Genomic DNA, 16,837 nt, shown 5'->3' with positions numbered 1-16,837 from the left:
GGTTAATCCCCGCTCTCTGTCAATTGATTTCTCGCATCGTTCAACCATTCCAGCGCTTGCAGCGGCGTCATTCGCATGACATCCAGCTTGCGAAGCTTGTTCAACAGCTTTTCGCCGACAGGAGGCAGAGGCTTCTTCGTCGCTTCCGTACGAGCGGACAACTCACCGAACATCGACATTTGCACGATCGGCGAGCCCGATTCGGGCTCCTTTGCTGCCGTTGCGGCCTCAATGACGGGCGGTTCGGTCGAGACGGCTTGAACTGCTGCATCGGCAATGGAGGTTGGAGCGGAATACGAAGCCGCCGTCTCCTTGACCGACAAGCTGGACTCGTCCGACCCGGATCGTTCGAGAAGCGAGTAAGCTCGGCTTACGATCGTATCCGGCAGCCCGGCCAGCTGGGCGCAATAAATTCCGTAGCTCGAGTCCGCGGCCCCGGCACAAGCTTGCGGAGAAAAGTAACGCCGTCTCCGCTTTCCTTCACCGCCATGCAGCCGTTGCGAAGCCTTGGCAAAGAGCTCTCCAAATGAGCCAACTCGTGAAAATGGGTCGAAACAAGCGCTTTGCAGCCCACATGATCGTGCACGTATTCGATGACCGCTTGCGCTATCGCCATTCCTTCGTCCGTCGAGGTTCCTCGTCCAAGCTCGTCGATAATGACGAGGCTTCGGCTTGTCGCCTGCTCGGTCATGACCTGAATATCCTTCATCTCCACCATGAACGTACTCTGTCCCCCGACCAAATCGTCAGCCGCGCCGATTCTCGTAAAAATACGGTCGATGAACGGCAGCACCGCTCTCTTGGCCGGAACGAAGCATCCGATTTGCGCCATGATGGAAATGATGGCTACCTGGCGCATATAGGTGCTCTTACCCGCCATGTTCGGTCCTGTAATCAGAAGGATGGAGCTGTCCGACCGCAGGCTTGTCTCGTTCGCGATGAACGCGCCGTTGTCGGTTACCGCCTCGACGACCGGATGACGGCCTTCGTCGATCTGCAGCTCGTATCCTTCGCCATCCGTCCAGCTCGGGCGGATGAACCTGCGCTCCGCGCTCGCCTCCGCGAACGATTGCAGCGAATCCAGCGACGCCAGCCCTTCGGCCAGCTTTTGAAGCCGCGGAATCTGGGCCGCGATTTCGTCGCGAAGACGTATGAATGTCTCGTATTCGAGATCGATCATCCGGTCTTCGGCTTCGAGAATGAGAGCTTCCTTCTCTTTGAGCTCCGGCGTAACGAACCGCTCTGCGTTAGCAAGCGTCTGCTTTCTCTCGTAACGCCCTTCCGGCAAAGCCGTCAGGTTCGATCTCGTCACTTCCAAGTAGTAGCCGAACACCTTGTTGAAGCCGATCTTGAGCGATTTGATCCCGGTCGCCTCGCGCTCTTTCCTCTCCAGCTCCGCAATCCAGCGCTTTCCGTTCTGGCCCGCTTCCCTCAGCTCGTCCAGCTTGGCATCGAAGCCGGCCCGAATGAGCCCGCCTTCGCGAACCGTAACGGGCGGCTCGTCGGCGATCGCGCTCTCAATCGCGCTTGCGATGTCGTCGCAAGGGTCCAGCGAATTCCGCAATTGTTCCAGCGTACCGGTACCGAGCTCTCTGCATAGCGAACGAATCGCGGGCACCCGCTGCAGAGATGCCTTCAGCGCGTTCAAATCGCGCGCGTTCGCGGTACCGTAAGAGATTCGTCCGACTAATCGTTCGAGATCGTATACCTCCTGAAGCTCGCTGCGCAGCTCCTCTCGCCGAATCCAATCGCTGTGCAGCGCTTCGACGGCGTCGAGCCGTCTTTCGACCGCTCCCCGATCGAGCAGCGGCTGGTCGATCCACCGCTTGAGCAAGCGCGAGCCCATCGCCGTCCGCGTCCGGTCGAGCAGCCACAGAAGCGTGCCTTTGCGGGAGCGGTCCCGGACCGTCTCGGTCAGCTCGAGATTGCGTCTCGTGAACGCGTCCAACGCCATATATTGCTGGGGCTCATAGGCTTTGATCGATCTGACGTGCGCGAGCGATCTCTTCTGGGTATCGCTCAAGTAGCCGATAATACGCGCAACCGCGATTCGTCGTATCGGCTCGTGCGCCTGCCAAGACTCGTCCGGGAACTGAGCCTGCAGCAGCGGTTCGTCGTCCTGCATTCGTACGGTGCACAATACGCTCTTCATAACACCCGACGCCGATTCCCGTTCGACGAAGCCGATCGCGGATTCATCCCCGACTGCCTCGGCCGGGCGGTAGACGTTCAAAATATTTTTGACCGCTTCCGCAGAAGCGGCGAATGAAGTGACGTACAGCTCTCCGGTCGTTAAGTCGCATGCTGCGACTCCATAACGGCCATCGCGTTCGGCAACCCCGACAATGAAGTTATTCGCCGCTTCGCCGAGCGACTTGGCTTCCATGACGGTGCCGGGCGTGACGATCCTGACGATCTCGCGCTTGACGACGCCCTTGGTCGCCTTCGGGTCCTCCACCTGCTCGCACACCGCGACTTTGTATCCTTTTTATTAAACGGGCTATGTACCCTTCCGCCGCGTGATAGGGAACGCCGCACATCGGCACGCGTTCCTCTTGCCCGGGCCTCGCCCCGTGAGAGTAATTTCCAACTCGCGCGAAGCGGTGATCGCGTCCTCGAAAAACATTTCGTAGAAGTCGCCTACGAAAAAAACAGCAGCGCGTCGCGCGCCTCCGCCTTAACGGCGAGATATTGCTCCATCATGGGTGTGTATCCGGCCATGTCGATCCTCCCGATTGCGTAAACCCTCTACTCTAGCAACTCATTATATCAAAATCGGCAGCGAGTGTCTCACCCGGCAGCCAGTAGCGCGACTCAATCCAATATTTGGAAATAAAAACCGCTTTTGCGCTCACTGGTGGGACGCTGTACCTCTCTTTCGCCGCTTCGCCAGCACAATCGCTAATCAGTGGGATGTGGTACCTCTCTTTCGCCGCTTCACCCGCACCATCGCTAATCAGTGGGATGTGGTGCCTCTCTTTCGCCGTCTCACCCGCACAATCGCAAATCAGTGGGATGTGGTACCTCTCTTTCGCCGCTTCGCCCGCACAATCGCAAATCAGTAGGATGTGGTACCTCTCTTTCGTCGTCTCACCCGCACCATCGCTAATCAGTAGGATGTGGTACCTCTCTTTCGTCGTCTCACCGCACCATCGCTAATCAGTGGGACGCTGTACCTCTCTTTCGCCGCTTCGCCAGCACAATCGCTAATCAGTGGGATGTGGTACCTCTCTTTCGCCGCTTCATCCGCACAATCGCATATCAGTGGGACGCTGTACCTCTCCTTCGCCGATTAGCCCGCAAATAGGAGCTCAGTACATCTAAAGCTTCACGACGATCCCCCACTTACGCCGAAAATCGTCCGTCTCGTTCCACGTGCGGCGATCGCGGATCGCGTCGAACAGCGGATCGATCAACGCCGCATAGCTGCGGTAGCCGGACGTTCGGACGATACCCGCATAGACGCGCTCGCAGGCGGCCGAGAGCACCTCTCTATCCCCGCCGTAAAAGGCTTCCCGAACCGCTTCCTCGTCGAGAGGACGAAAAGCCGACAGCTCCCTCGCATGCTCCGCCGCTACCTTAGATAGCGCCATGACGCCGCGCGCGACCAAACGCGACACGAGCCAGCTCGGCGGTGTCCGATATTCGAACCCCCCGTGAGGCTGCTTGCGAAAATCGCCGAGTGAGCCGTACCTCGGCCGCCGCGACTCCGCCGAAGGAGGCTCAAGCAGACGGAGCGGAAGCGCTACCGCGTTGTCCAAAGCACGCAGCCGCTCACCCGTCAATGCCGCGCCGCTCAAATGAATATGCCCGCCCAGCGGCAGACCGCGCACGGGCGCTCCTCCGGCGAGCCAAGACAGCGGCTCGCCGGAGGTCATTCTGGCGGCCGTCGCCAGCAGCCGCCGAACGTCGGCCGCCAGCGCATCCGGCTCAGCCGCCGGTTCGGGACGAAGCTCGGCCAGCGGCCAACGGCGAACGCCGCGAACGACGACCGAATCGCAGCCAGCCGCGCCATCCGGAGGAAAATAACGGGAAGCAGGCACAACCTTGCCTTCCGGAGAAAGCAGAACAAATTCGGGATCTGCGCCGAGCTTGACCGTTACTCCCGACTCCGCCTCCGACTTCCAGCTCTTTACAAATATACGAATCGTTTGCGCCAAAAGTTGCTCTCCCCGCCCGGCGACGGACGCATATCGGGGCTTACCGATACGATAACGACTCGTCCTTGATCGGTAAGCTCCAGCTCGACCTGCCCGAAATCAAGGCCAAGCACGTAAAGCGCTCTCGCCGCCGCCTTCGCCAACAGCCATCGCACTCTATCGCCCAGCTCCCGATCATAGGTTGGCCCGAAGACATGCGCTCGGCGAATTTCGACCGCATCGAGTCCGAACACCGTCGCCGCGTACCTTCTGGACGCGGCAAACGGAAGCATCGCCCCTTTGCCGTTCCCAAAACCGCCGCCCCGCTTCGGCTCGGAGATTCTCGCGGCCAAGCCTTCGCGTCGGAGCCTCCGTTCGATCTCCTCCGGCCGCAAGGCGAGAATCGCTCTGGTCGCCGCGTTCATTCTCCAGGCAGACAAGCCGCTGCCGCGTGCGGCACCGGCCCCCGTAACCGCTTTGTGCCGCTTGGGCGGACGACCGACATGCAGAACGCAATCGTTCGGACCCGCCACCCCTCGTTCGGAGAGGATGGGCAGCCCCGTCCCCTCGATCCAATCCGGGCGTTCGCCGTCCACGAACCATAACCATACCTCGCCCCTATCCGAGCCCATCCTTACGCGCCTCCCCCCATGCAAAACAGGAAGGGCCGTCCCGCCGGCGAGTGTACGCCGAAGCCGAATGACCCTTCCTTTGTGCAGCCCCTTGGCGGCTATTGCCTTTCCGGGCGCTCGACATGCTCCGCCCGGCAATCCTCCGCTAAAAATCGGGCTTATCCCGCTGCTCAGACAGGGCATTCGCCCTCGACATTGCCCACGTGTCGACATAGACTTAAGTACCGGCCGAAACCCGCCGATTACAATTCGTCTTCCAGCAAGTCGGCGTCGAGGTTTTCGTAATCGCCGTCGTCAACGAGTCCGAAATCCTGGTCTTTATCGTCGTCGACCCCGCCCGGGTACACCGCGACGAAAACCTTCGTCTCCGCGACCATTTCGACGGCAAACTCCCGCTCGACTCGGATCAGCACCGAGGAGCCGCCCGAGCTGATCGTCGCTTCCACGCAATTGGGTTCCTGCGTCGCATCCGCGGAAACCTCTTCGGTGGAAGAGCGATGCTTCGGGTCTACATACGATAGAGGAACGAGCTCCACGTAAGAGAGCGTTTCTTTCGCGACATCGGTTTGCGAGTTCTTGTTGTAAGAATACCAGATGTTAACGTCGTAAGACCCAATGACCTCGATGCCGTCCCCCGATCTAACCGCCTCGTACTGGTGGTTGATGATCCATGCCCCCAGTATGCTGGAAGGATGGTGCGGCGGCGTCACGGTGTGGGTAATCGTCGAGAACTTCCGGCCTTTGCCGCAAACCGCTTTCGTGATGATTTCCCTAGCCTGCAGCCGTTTATCCGCAATAGCCATTTCGGTAGACCTCCTCCATACGATCAATTCACTTAAAGTCTATGCAGGACATTCGTCTAGAGTGACAAAAATGTATCCTACACCGCAGCCGTTGCCCGGCAGCGATCGTTGCGGCCGGTTACTCGCGGGCACAGCCTTTACGCTTCATTGTATGACCGTCGGTACGGAAGAAGACTTCCGTCTTTTTTCGCGTTTGGCAATCGCCAGACAACGCTTAAGCTCTCGCGAAAGCTGCAGAAGCGCCGCTCTCGTCTCGAATTCGTCGCGGGACGCGGGAAGCGGCATTCGGGGGAACGTCTCTTGCAGCGATTCGAGCATTCTCTCCGTCTCCCCTTCGTAGTACTCCGATTTGACGTCTAATGCCAGACGATCGAACAAGTCCGCCAGCAAATCGGCCTGGGGCACCTTCCGCGAGATGAAGGCGACGGATTCCATCATTAATTGGATCGAGTCGAGCTGCTCCTGCCGCATTCGAAAATAAAGCAGCCAAGGCTCGTCCTGCGGAATGAACCGATTTTCCCTCGCGCGAATGGCAGCTTCGATTCCGGCCTCGATCGCGTCCGCAGCTTGCAGCAGCTCTTCTCCTGCCCATACCGTTTCCGGGTACCGCAGATGGCGGGACAAGCCATCGAATACGGCCGCGAAGCTATCCTCCGTCCGCAGCCGAAGCCTCTCCAACGTCTTTTTTTCCTTCGGCATATAAATCAGGTTGAACACGGTCGCCCAACCGAGACCGATGAATAGAAGCTGGAGCTCCGTCCAGATGACGATGAAGCTGACCTCCCCTTTCGCGAACAGATGGAAGACGACGACCGATCCGGATACGATGCCGTCCTTCAGACCGGATCTCGCAAGCAGCGGAAATGAAAGGAGTATATACAGAGCCACGACCCATATATAGAAGCCGATAAATTGAAACAGAACCGACGCCAAAGCGAGCGCGAACACGGACGCCATCAGCCGCGCGAATACGGTTTTGAGTCCCCGCCACCTCGTCGTGTCGACTCCGAGAATCGCGAGCAGTCCCGCGCCGAGCGGACCCGTTACGCCGAACAGCATAGCCGTATAAATGGCGGCAAGCGTGGCGGCCGCCGTCTTAAGAACGCGGAAGCCAAGAAAAGCGCGAATAGAATAAAACCAGCGGCGCAGCAGCACGAATAATACCCCCGATAAAAAGAACGATTCGAACGTCGGGGCATCCGCCCTTCCATCCGAATCGATCGTATCAATTGTACGGCGCCCCGTCAAAGCCGCCTTTTATTATTTTGCAATGGCCATCAAATTCGATTCCGCTTGCTTGATGCTTGCGAGACTCGAACGATTCGTTTCGAACAACGATTGCAACGTCGCCGACAGCTGCTCCAGAGTAGCGGACGCTTGCTGGCTTACCGATGCCAGATGGCTCGTCGAGTCGCCGATGTGGCCGGCCGAACCGTTCACGTGACTCATGAGCTCGTCTTGACCGACCGACAATTCGCGAAGCGTCTCTACCGCGTTGGAGATCGAATCGAAGGCGACCAGCGTTTCTTCCGTAATCTCGTTGCTCTTTTGCATGCTGCGCGCCACGGTTGCGATTTTTTGCTTGGTCGAGTTCGTCTGAAGCATGAACTGGTTCAAGTGCTCGGATATTTGCTCCGCCGAACGGGCCGTCATATCCGCCAGCTTGCGAATTTCCGATGCGACAACGGCAAAGCCCTTGCCTTGCTCGCCCGCCCTCGCGGCTTCGATGCTTGCGTTGAGCGACAGCAGATTCGTCTGGTTGGCAATTTCCTGAATCGTGTCGCTGAACTTGCCCGTCTCGCCGATCCGCTCGATCAGCTGCTGGATTTCGACCGACATGCCGTCCATTTCCCGCTTGAACTCCGCCGTCGTCTCCGACAATTCATGCATCTTCTGCCTGCCTTCTCCGGACAGGCGCGCCGCTCCTTGCGTCTGATCGAGCAAAGTCGCAATCGACGCCGTCATTTCCTTCACGAGTTGGTTGAGCTGATAGATCGAATCGTTGATGGAAGACGTAGAATCAGCCTGAACGTTCGATCCTTCCGCGATTTCCTGGAACGCGGAATTCATCTCCTCGAACGAGCTGCTCGTTTCTTCCCCGGCTTTGGAAATCCCGTTCATCAGATGAGTAACGGCGGCGATTCCGCGAACGAGCTCTTCCTTCTGTTCCTTCTGTTGACGCAGGAGATCTTCCGTCTGGGAGCGCGATTGCTCCATCTTGCGCATCATTTGTCTCGACACGGTGTACAGGCAGAAAAACAGCGTGCAAATGAGCAAGTAATAGATAATGTACGTGGACTTGACCTCATCGGGCGCTTGAGCGCTGTCCAATTGGTAATAAAGAATCGTAATCATGAGTCCAAGCCCATATATCGTGGTAATGAGCAAAATACGCAAGTTCATGAAGATAAGGGCCATGACGACCATGTAGTACACGGAAAAAACATTTTGCAAGGAAGGACTCATTAAGACGGTCGACAACGTCGAAGCAGCCGTGAGCACTATTGCCAAGTAACCCATGTAAGGAATAAATTTTCGCAAATAAAAGCCCGTTCCATATAAAAGAACTCCCACTGGCTGCATGATGAGTACCGCTAAGGTGGACGAATCCGTCTCACCCGTGCCGCTCGTCGCCAAACTGGCCAGAATGAGCAGCGTCGTCACCGCCATAGCGATCAGGACGACGAAATTCCGCCTATGGATGTCTTGCTCTTGATGCGTTAAGTTCCCGTACGGTTGGCGCGAAAAAAAAGGCTGATTCGAAAGTTGGCTCAAGACGCATCCTCCATTACTTGTAAATTAAGCTAAGGATGTTGATATTCGACGAATTTCGGTATTTTCCTGCTCGATTAGCAGTTCTTAAGACCTGTTTTTGATTAATAATTTAGTAAAGAAAAAGGGCAAGCCATAAAAAAACTCCGCCTGGAAGGCGGAGGAGATCGAGCGTTATCCCAAACGATAAATATCGCGGTATTTCTGCTCCAAATAGTCGCACAAGTACGTTGAACGCAAAGGCTCTCCGCTTACTCGCTCGATAATTTCGGCCGGCAGCAGCAGCTTCCCGTGCGTATACACTTGCCCCGTCAGCCATTCCTTCAGAGGCAGCAGCTGTCCTTCCGCAATTCGTTCATCCAGATTGGGAAGCTTCCGCTTCGCGACGTTCATCATTTGCGCGCCGTACATATTGCCTAGCGAATAGGATGGAAAATAGCCGAACGCCCCGCCGGACCAGTGCACGTCCTGCAGAACGCCCAACGCGTTAGTCGGCGGCGTTAATCCGAGCGCTTCCTTATATTTGGCATTCCACACCTCGGGGAGATCGCGGGCTTCAAGCCCTTCGTTAAAAATCATCCGCTCGATTTCGTACCGAATCATAATGTGCAGGTTGTACGTCAATTCGTCCGCTTCGATTCGGATCAACGAAGGCTCCACGACGTTAATGCCTCTGTAAAACTGCTCTGCCGTCACATGGTCGAGCTGTCCCGGAAAATGCTTCTGAAGCTCCGGGAAGTACCGCTGCCAGAAGCCGCGGCTTCTTCCGACCATGTTCTCCCACAAGCGCGACTGGGACTCGTGTATGCCCATCGAGGTGCCCGTGCATAACGGAGTTCCGGCTAATTCTTCGGCGATGTTCTGTTCGTAGAGGGCGTGCCCGCCTTCATGGATCGTGCCGAATAATGCGCTCGTTACATCGTGCGGCAAATACCGGGTCGTAATCCGTACGTCGCCCGGACTGAGCCCCGTCGCGAACGGATGAACGCTCTCGTCGAGACGTCCGGCCTCGAAGTCGTAGCCCATTTCATTCAAGATGAATCGACTGAATTTCTTTTGCGCTTCCTTGTCGAACGTTCCTTCCAGAAAGCTCGTATCCGGACGATTGTCGGACGAAGCAATCGCTTCGGCTAGTGGAACGAGCCGCGAACGGAGCTCCCCGAACAACCGATCCAGCTCGGTCGTCGTCAGCCCCGGCTCGTACAAGTCGAGCAACGTGTCGTACGGAGTGCTTTTGACTCCCCAAAGGTCGATGAACTTCCGGTTATAATCGATGATTTTTTCCAAGTAAGGCACGAAGCCTTCGAAATCGTCCTTTTCCTTCGCTTCTTCCCAAGCCGATTCGGACTGGGAGGAGAGCACGACGTACTCGCGATGCATATCGGCAGGAATTTTCTTGTTGCGATCGTATTCCTTCTTCTGCTCTTCGACCAGACGCTTGTCGACCGGACTTAGCGCTTCCGCCTGTTCGGGAGCGGATAACGTATCCAGAAGCTGTCCCATTTCGTCCGACGTGGATATGCGGAAAATCTCGGACGACAGAGCGCCTACCGCTTCGGAACGGAGTCCGATGCCTTTGCGGGGAGCGCCGGTCCGCATATCCCAATACACGACGCCAAGAATTTCATCGTACTGCTTCATTTGTTGCGCCAGCTCCCGAAAGCGCTTAAGCTCGCTCCGCGTGCCGATTTTTTGTTCGCTCATCATTTCTCCGTCCTTTCTGCTGCTTGCCTAACCTCTTGATCATACTCTCGGTAAAATCTATAATCAACCTAAGCCTACAAAGGATATTGGAGTGATTGGTTTGAAAATATCGTGGAGTCCCGAAGCTTCGGACGAGCTTCTCCGCCGTTATGGAGACGATGCGGTGGAGTGGCGGCTCGTTTACGATACGGAAGGCTGCGGCTGCGCCGTCAACGGCGTTCCGGCCTTATGGGCCGTAACCGGACCCGAGCCCGACGATTCGGCTGCCGACAGCACGCCTTTCAAGCTGTGGCACGATCCTCGGCAAGCGGTCTTTTTCGACGACGAACTGAGAGTATCGTTCAATAGCGAGAAAATGAGCTTCAGCCTCGCCAGCGACGGGCAAATCTATACGTCCCGGCTAGTTTTGGCCGATCGTAGATAACTAGTCGCTGGCCGCTAATGGAAGTTTAAATGGATGGAGGATCAATCGATGCATAAACTCGAAGAGATTTTGAATTTCAACCAGAGCTTTGTGGAGAACAAAGAATACGAGCAATATTTGACGACCAAATTTCCCGAGAAGAAGCTCGTAATCGTCACTTGCATGGACACGCGCCTGACCGAGCTTCTCCCGAAAGCGATGAACCTTAAGAACGGCGACGCCAAAATTATTAAGAACGCAGGGGCCATCATCACCTCTCCGTTCGGCAACATTATGAGGAGTATTCTGGTTGCCTTGTATGAGCTGAAGGCGAACGAGGTTATGATCATCGGGCATCACGAATGCGGCATGACGGCGATCGAGCCCGAGGTAGTCGTCGGCAAAATGACCGATCGGGGCGTTCCCGACCACGTTATCCATACGCTCCGCAATTCGGGCGTCAACTTCAACCGCTGGCTGAAAGGGTTCGACAGCGTACGGGACAGCGTCGTGAACAGCGCCAAGATCGTTCGCGACCACCCGCTGTTGCCTCCCGGAACACCGGTTCACGGCCTGATCATCCATCCGGAAACCGGACATCTAGAGCTTGTGAGCGATGGATACTCGGTAGAGCCCGAATTTGACGATCTCGCTTCCGAATAATTGTCATGCGAAGCAACCAAGCTGCCCGCTCAATGCGATCGGGCAGCTTGGTTTTTTGCTTTTTCGCTGATGGCTCGGCAATTCGCACGGTCGATGCAGCCGTATTGTTTGAGGCTGCTCTTTTTCGTCGCCTCGTTCGAGCGCTGTAGCCTTACTCTCTACGGCTACTCTCTACTCGCTGCCTCATCCGAGCACTATAGCCCTACTCTCTACGGCTACTCTCTCCTCTCGGCCTCATCCGAGCGCCATAGCCTCACTTTCTACGGCTACTTTTTACTCGTCGCCTCATTCGAGCGCTGTAACCTTACTTTCTATGGCTACTCTCTCCTCGCTGCCTCACCTGTGCGCTGTAGCCTTACATTCTATGGTTACTCTCTCCTCGCACCGAATACTTCCCTAGCTTCGAGATTGGCTTTTGGCGGCGGCCGCTATTTGGCGCGCTTCGATCACGTCCGAGCGATCGCGGCGGGAATGACGGTGAACAAGATCGTCCTCGGATAAATGATCGTCGCGCCGCCACTTCCACCCTTTTCGCTCGCAAATCCGTTTGCACTCCTCTTCAAGGCTCGAATCCGCGAAAGGGAAATCCAAATCGGAATAACTACGATTGTCCTCATCCGCCCACTCCGCCGCGCGTTCATGAACCATAGCGGATAACCGCCGACCGTCCAAACCGAGCTCGTCCATCCGTTCCGGTTCGATTTCGGCCGCTGCTTTGTTCAGCATCTTGAGCGCTCCGGACCAGTTGCTTCTGCGGGCATGGTAGCAAGCGACGGCGATCCGTATGAATACAAGCCAGCAGCCGGAATAGGGATCTCCCGTGCGTTCCTTCCAATATTCCTCCATAATTTCATGGCATTCGAAGTAGTCGCGCGATCCGTGATATTCGGATAAATAAGCCAAATAAGGCGCAGGATAAATGTTAGAAACGTTCATAGCCGAGCTCCTTGCATGGCGCCAGTCTCGTATGTGCGCCGCTTCTCCAGCATAACTTAATTTTTCCTTCCCGGCATCCTGAAAAAAAACTGAAACCATCCAGCAACCATCACGTATGAATACATGTAACAAATCTAAGATGCACTAACAGAAGGGTAATCGTCCATGTGGAAAAAAGCATTGCTCGTATTCAGTCTGTTCGCGTTCGTCGCGACGGTGACCGTACCTTTCGCCGATTACGCCGACGCCAAGCCAAGATCGTTCAGCTCGGGTAAAAAATCGTTCAGCAAAACTCCCGCGCAGTCGCAATCGAACGTTAACAAAAGCGACAGCACGACGTCCTCCAAAGCGTCCTCCACGGCCGGAACAACCGCTAATCGCGGATTTTTCAGCGGCGGCGGCTTAATGAAAGGTTTGATGATCGGCGGTCTCGCCGGCATGCTGTTCGGAGGTCTGTTCGGAGGAATGGGCGCGCTGGGCAACATTCTCGGCCTTATGATCAACGTAATCGCCCTGTTCGCCTTGTTCATGGTGTTCCGTATGGTGTACGACGCCTACAAGCGCAGACGCGATCGCAACAATCCTCATACGAACAACCGGTATTAATCGTCTATGAGAATTGGAATGGATGAAATCGTCAACGCCGTCTGTCTGAATTTGGCCGAGAGGCACGAGGTTCCTCCGACGTCCGTCGAAGTGGAATTGCTGTATGACGAGGAGCAAGGATTTTCCGCCGAGGTGTGGGTTCAAGGCCGCAGCCGGATTCTCATCGAAGCGAACCTCAAAGAAGCGATCATGCGCTACATGCTCACGCAATACAACGAACGCGTCTACCCTTCGCAGATCACTCTCGACGTGGAAGACGAAATATGGGCGGACATCGAGTCCGCATAAGCTGGTCAGCAAGCCTTTCTCTGGGTGCCTTTCATCCGGGGAAAGGCTTTTTTGCGTTCATTTAAGATTTTCGTTTGAATTCTTTACAATTCTTTAAGTTTTTATTTTTAGCGTCTTTAGCTTTGGCGTTTATGTTGGTTATAGACAAACCCATACGGAGGTCAAACCCATGAACACCAAGCTGTTCGTCCTCTACGGCGGCAAATCCGTCGAGCACGATATTTCGCTGAAAACCGCTTTTGCGGTCATTCGTTCGATCGATCCTGCCCGGTTCGACGTATACCCCATCTATATTAATCGCGACGGCGTTTGGCTTAGCCTCGGCCAGTTGACGAAGCCTCCGGAAGAGCCGGACGAGCTGATTCTGCGCGCCGGGCATCGCGACGTCATCGGCTCGTTAGGCGACATATTGATTCGGCTGTTCGCTCTTGAAGGACGCAAAGCGGCGCTGCCGCTCCTTCATGGCTCCTACGGAGAAGACGGAACGATGCAAGGCTTGCTGGAGCTGCTGGACATTCCCTACGTCGGCAACGGGGTTTTGCCTTCCGCAGCCTGTCTCGACAAGGACGTCTGCAAGCAATTGATCTCGCACGCAGCCATTGACCAAGTCGACTATCGGTCGTTCCGATTTCGGCAATGGGAAGCGGACCCGGACGGCTTGATCAGAACCGTCGAAGACGCTATCGGCTATCCTTGCTACGTCAAGCCGGCGTCTCTTGGCTCCAGTATCGGCATTAGTCGATGCGACACTCGGGAGCAGCTTTTGGACGGTGTGGCGGAAGCTTTCCGCTTCGACCGCAAGATTGTCGTCGAGAAGGACGCCGACGCCCGGGAAATTCAGGTAGCCGTGCTGGGCAACGACGCCCCTCTTGTTTCCCTTCCCGGCGAATTCATACAGGAGAAGGCATTCTTCGATTTCGACGCCAAGTATGTGGACGGCAAGCTTAGGATGTCAATTCCCGCCGACTTGCCGGAATCGGTATCCCGTCAGATCAGACAGAACGCTGTTCTCGCTTTTGAAGCGGTGAACGGCTCGGGACTCGCTCGCGTCGATTTTTTCGTGACGAAGGACGGACGGGTGCTGCTCAACGAAATTAACACGTTTCCCGGGTTTACCGCGTTCAGCATGTATCCCGAATGTGGGAGTCGACGGACGGCACGACGTTCCCGGAGCTTATCGACAAGCTCGTCGACTTCGCTTTTGCCCGGCATATGGAAAAGCAATCTATCCGCTACGAGAGGTGAGCCTGAATGATCCAACGAACGATTAAGCAATTAACCGACATGCTGATCGTGCCTTGTCCCTTTTCCGAGCTGGAAGCAAGCGTCGCGATCTCGGGAGTATCGATCGACACTCGTACTTTGCGGCCGGGCAATCTTTACGTTCCGATTGTCGGCGACCGATTCAATGGACATGCCTTCGTTCGTCAGGCTATCGATAACGGCGCATCGGCCGTACTCTGGAACCGCAATGAGCCTCATGCTCCCCAGGACGTTCCCGTTATCCGAGTGGACGACACGCTGTCCGCACTCCAGTTGCTTGCCAGCACTTATCGTTCGCAGCTCCCCTGCACAGTAGTCGCCATCACGGGAAGCAATGGAAAAACGTCAACGAAGGATATGCTGGCCTGGATGCTGGGCGAACGATTCAAAACTCACAAAACGCCAGGAAACCTTAACAATCATCTGGGCGTTCCGCTCACTCTGCTGCAATTAGCCGAAGATACGGAGGTTGCAGTCGTCGAGATGGGCATGTCCGGCTTCGGAGAAATCGCGCTATTGTCTTCGCTCGTTATGCCAGACTATGCCATCGTCACGAATATCGGCGATGCTCATCTGGGCGATCTGGGCAGCAAGGATAACATTTTGCGGGCGAAGCTTGAAATTATGCATGGATTGAAAAACAATGGCACGCTCATCTACAACGGGGACGATCCCTATCTATCGGCGGCGCTTGCCGGGAAAGAATGGCCTTTTCGGACGCGAACGTTCGGAATGGAGCCGTCGAACGATTGCCAAGGACTCTCGATGGTGCGGGAGAAGCGAGGTTCGTCCTTTTTCGTGGCAAGCGACCCTTCTATCCGTCTGTTCGTCCCGCTTCACGGCCAGCACCAAGTGCTGAACGCCTTGGCTGCCGTCGAAACGGCGCTCCTCCTCGGCATGGAGCTGCACCAAATTCGCAACGGCCTGGCGAATGTCCGGATTTCGGGAATGCGTAACGAGGTAATCCGAACGGATGGCATGACGATCATTAACGATACTTACAAATCGAATCCGGCCAGCGCGGTCGCCGCCTTGGATACGCTGTACGGCTTGCAGGATTATCGACAAAAAATCGCGGTTCTCGGCGACATGCTCGATTTGGGACAGGAAGAGACTTCTCTTCACGCCCATGTCGGCTCGTTCGCCGATCCAGCGCAATTGGACTATTTATTTGCATACGGTCCCCGCTCCGCTTCGACAGCCGATTGCGCGCGAAAGCTCATGCCGCCGGGCCGAGTGTTTCATTACTCCGACAAGCAAGAAATGATTCGCGATCTGCTCCGGCATATCGATCCGAATTCCGTCGTTCTCGTTAAGGCTTCGCGCGAGCTGATGCTGGAGGAGGTCGTCGCAGCCCTGCTGCAGAGCAAATCCTTGGATTCGGCGAAGAAAGGCTGGGACTTCCATGAAGCGAACGTATAGGGATACCTGGGCGGAAGTCGATCTCTCGTGCATCCGCCGCAACGTTGAGGCGATCAAGAGAAAGCTTCCTCCTGCGGTCAAGCTTATGGCAGTCGTCAAAGCGAACGGTTACGGACACGGGGATGCGGAGACGGCGCGAGCCGCCATTCGTGCGGGTGCCGATTATTTGGCGGTGGCCTACTTAAGCGAAGCGCTTCGGTTAAGGAATCAGGGCTTCGAGCAGCCGATGCTGGTTTTGACGCCCATCCGGCCGGAAGATGTACCTCTCGCTGTCCGATCCGGGCTTATGCTGACTGTCGCTTCCGCCGACTGGTTCGAGCAAGCGCGACGTTACAAGTCCATGCGGTCTTCTCATAAGCTGGCTGTACATGTGAAAATGGATACGGGACTTGGAAGAATCGGTATTCGGGAAAAGCAGGATTGGGAAAGGCTGCTTCCCTGGCTGCTTGAGGATGACGTTGTTGTCGATGGGGTCTACACTCATTTTGCGACGGCTTCTCAGCCGGAGACGACATTTCTTCGTAAACAAGCTGCCCGTTTCGAGGAGATGAAAGCTTGGGTCAAACAATCCGGCCTTGCCTTTGGACGGTTTCATTGCGCCAACAGCGCTGCCGCCCTGCGATTCCCGGAGCTTGCCATGGACATAGTGAGGATCGGCGCTGCGATGTACGGCTTTTACCCGGGAAGGCTCGTTCCGTCCGTCGATCTGGAGCCGGCATTGAGCTTGCATAGCCGAATCGTCCAGACAAAAAAGCTATCGAAAGGCGAATTTGTCGGCTACGATCTTGCTTACCGGACCAATGGAGAGGAATGGATCGGCACCGTACCGATCGGGTATGCGGACGGTTGGGCGCAAAGCCTTCGAGACTCCGATGTCCTTGTCGAGGGTCAACGGGTATCCGTCATCGGCAAGATCGGCATGGATCAATTGATGATCCGGTTGCCTCACTACGTTCCCGAAGGCACGAAGGTAACGCTGATCGGCAAACAAGGCAACGAACGGATCACCTGTGCCGAACTGGCGGGTCATCTCGACAGCGTCCCGCAGGAGCTGTCAACGTCTCTGTCAGACCGAATATGCCGCATCTATGACAAACAAGAGCTCCGAGCCGACCGGTTCGTCCGGGCGTCTCGAAGCTCCTCGTTATCGGCTGCGCTCTCCAAGCTGGGCGAATAGACTTTCTACCGCACAACACTTTTTTCATT

At 55.9% G+C, this 16,837-nt stretch carries 14 protein-coding genes and 1 pseudogene; 7 read left to right on the top strand and 8 right to left on the bottom strand.

Going from position 1 to position 16,837, the window contains the following annotated elements; translation table 11 throughout:
* Nucleotides 1-2 precede the first annotated feature (2 nt).
* The 7 genes and pseudogenes from mutS to D3H35_RS04535 form a co-directional block, all read right to left on the bottom strand.
* A pseudogene (mutS, locus tag D3H35_RS04565) lies at nucleotides 3-2,721 on the bottom strand (DNA mismatch repair protein MutS).
* A 599-nt stretch (nucleotides 2,722-3,320) separates the two neighbouring features.
* A complete protein-coding gene (locus D3H35_RS04560) occupies nucleotides 3,321-4,160 on the bottom strand; it encodes a putative amidoligase domain-containing protein (protein WP_158593945.1) in 840 nt (279 codons plus the stop codon).
* Nucleotides 4,133-4,771 (bottom strand): hypothetical protein, encoded by a 639-nt coding sequence (locus D3H35_RS04555; protein ID WP_119147954.1) that lies wholly within the window; start codon nucleotides 4,769-4,771, stop codon nucleotides 4,133-4,135. Before D3H35_RS04555 ends, D3H35_RS04560 begins: the two co-directional genes overlap by 28 nt.
* Before the next feature lie 242 nt (nucleotides 4,772-5,013).
* Complete coding sequence (locus D3H35_RS04550; protein WP_119147953.1) at nucleotides 5,014-5,574, bottom strand: outer spore coat protein CotE; 561 nt, start codon at nucleotides 5,572-5,574, stop codon at nucleotides 5,014-5,016.
* Nucleotides 5,575-5,718: 144 nt separating this feature from the next.
* Nucleotides 5,719-6,822: an aromatic acid exporter family protein gene (locus tag D3H35_RS04545; RefSeq protein WP_233567760.1), complete on the bottom strand. Its 1,104-nt coding sequence runs from the start codon at nucleotides 6,820-6,822 to the stop codon at nucleotides 5,719-5,721.
* Nucleotides 6,823-6,834: 12 nt separating this feature from the next.
* Nucleotides 6,835-8,349 (bottom strand): methyl-accepting chemotaxis protein, encoded by a 1,515-nt coding sequence (locus D3H35_RS04540; RefSeq protein ID WP_119147952.1) that lies wholly within the window; start codon nucleotides 8,347-8,349, stop codon nucleotides 6,835-6,837.
* 171 nt (nucleotides 8,350-8,520) lie between these two features.
* Nucleotides 8,521-10,053, bottom strand: coding sequence for a carboxypeptidase M32 (locus D3H35_RS04535; RefSeq protein ID WP_411675126.1), 1,533 nt, complete (start codon nucleotides 10,051-10,053; stop codon nucleotides 8,521-8,523).
* A 97-nt stretch (nucleotides 10,054-10,150) separates the two neighbouring features.
* Between D3H35_RS04535 and D3H35_RS04530 the strand changes: the two genes are divergently transcribed.
* Nucleotides 10,151-10,474, top strand: a complete 324-nt coding sequence (locus D3H35_RS04530; RefSeq protein ID WP_158593944.1) for an iron-sulfur cluster biosynthesis family protein — start codon at nucleotides 10,151-10,153, stop codon at nucleotides 10,472-10,474.
* A gap of 48 nt (nucleotides 10,475-10,522) precedes the next feature.
* Entirely contained in the window at nucleotides 10,523-11,116 is a 594-nt protein-coding gene (locus D3H35_RS04525; RefSeq protein WP_119147950.1) for a beta-class carbonic anhydrase, read from the top strand.
* A gap of 396 nt (nucleotides 11,117-11,512) precedes the next feature.
* On the opposite strand, the gene D3H35_RS04520 is transcribed toward D3H35_RS04525, so the two are convergent.
* A complete protein-coding gene (locus D3H35_RS04520) occupies nucleotides 11,513-12,052 on the bottom strand; it encodes a DUF309 domain-containing protein (RefSeq protein WP_158593943.1) in 540 nt (179 codons plus the stop codon).
* Between the two features lie 165 nt (nucleotides 12,053-12,217).
* On the opposite strand from D3H35_RS04520, the gene D3H35_RS04515 reads away from it, so the two are divergent.
* The 5 genes from D3H35_RS04515 (at nucleotide 12,218) to alr (ending at nucleotide 16,808) form a co-directional block, all read left to right on the top strand.
* Nucleotides 12,218-12,658 (top strand): hypothetical protein, encoded by a 441-nt coding sequence (locus D3H35_RS04515; RefSeq protein WP_119147948.1) that lies wholly within the window; start codon nucleotides 12,218-12,220, stop codon nucleotides 12,656-12,658.
* Nucleotides 12,659-12,664: 6 nt separating this feature from the next.
* Nucleotides 12,665-12,946 (top strand): DUF2653 family protein, encoded by a 282-nt coding sequence (locus D3H35_RS04510; protein ID WP_119147947.1) that lies wholly within the window; start codon nucleotides 12,665-12,667, stop codon nucleotides 12,944-12,946.
* Between the two features lie 169 nt (nucleotides 12,947-13,115).
* Complete coding sequence (locus D3H35_RS04505; RefSeq protein WP_233567759.1) at nucleotides 13,116-14,201, top strand: D-alanine--D-alanine ligase family protein; 1,086 nt, start codon at nucleotides 13,116-13,118, stop codon at nucleotides 14,199-14,201.
* The gene (locus tag D3H35_RS04500) at nucleotides 14,198-15,631 is read left to right on the top strand and encodes a UDP-N-acetylmuramoyl-tripeptide--D-alanyl-D-alanine ligase (RefSeq protein ID WP_119147946.1); all 1,434 of its coding nucleotides are present in this window, start codon (nucleotides 14,198-14,200) and stop codon (nucleotides 15,629-15,631) included. Before D3H35_RS04505 ends, D3H35_RS04500 begins: the two co-directional genes overlap by 4 nt.
* Entirely contained in the window at nucleotides 15,615-16,808 is a 1,194-nt protein-coding gene (gene alr, locus D3H35_RS04495; protein ID WP_119147945.1) for an alanine racemase, read from the top strand. The genes D3H35_RS04500 and alr overlap by 17 nt, the downstream gene beginning before the upstream one ends.
* Nucleotides 16,809-16,837: the final 29 nt, after the last annotated feature.

Source organism: Cohnella faecalis (assembly GCF_003570905.1).
Lineage (GTDB): Bacteria > Bacillota > Bacilli > Paenibacillales > Paenibacillaceae > Cohnella > Cohnella faecalis.
This window is presented reverse-complemented; position numbering and strand designations above follow the sequence as displayed.

Coding starts and splice junctions, on each gene's coding strand:
- D3H35_RS04505 (WP_233567759.1), top strand. CDS start 13,116: ATGAACACCAAGCTGTTCGTCCTCTACGGCGGCAAATCCGTCGAGCAC.
- D3H35_RS04550 (WP_119147953.1), bottom strand. CDS start 5,574: ATGGCTATTGCGGATAAACGGCTGCAGGCTAGGGAAATCATCACGAAA.
- alr (WP_119147945.1), top strand. CDS start 15,615: ATGAAGCGAACGTATAGGGATACCTGGGCGGAAGTCGATCTCTCGTGC.
- D3H35_RS04510 (WP_119147947.1), top strand. CDS start 12,665: ATGAGAATTGGAATGGATGAAATCGTCAACGCCGTCTGTCTGAATTTG.
- D3H35_RS04525 (WP_119147950.1), top strand. CDS start 10,523: ATGCATAAACTCGAAGAGATTTTGAATTTCAACCAGAGCTTTGTGGAG.
- D3H35_RS04520 (WP_158593943.1), bottom strand. CDS start 12,052: ATGAACGTTTCTAACATTTATCCTGCGCCTTATTTGGCTTATTTATCC.
- D3H35_RS04535 (WP_411675126.1), bottom strand. CDS start 10,053: ATGATGAGCGAACAAAAAATCGGCACGCGGAGCGAGCTTAAGCGCTTT.
- D3H35_RS04515 (WP_119147948.1), top strand. CDS start 12,218: ATGTGGAAAAAAGCATTGCTCGTATTCAGTCTGTTCGCGTTCGTCGCG.
- D3H35_RS04500 (WP_119147946.1), top strand. CDS start 14,198: ATGATCCAACGAACGATTAAGCAATTAACCGACATGCTGATCGTGCCT.
- D3H35_RS04555 (WP_119147954.1), bottom strand. CDS start 4,771: ATGGGCTCGGATAGGGGCGAGGTATGGTTATGGTTCGTGGACGGCGAA.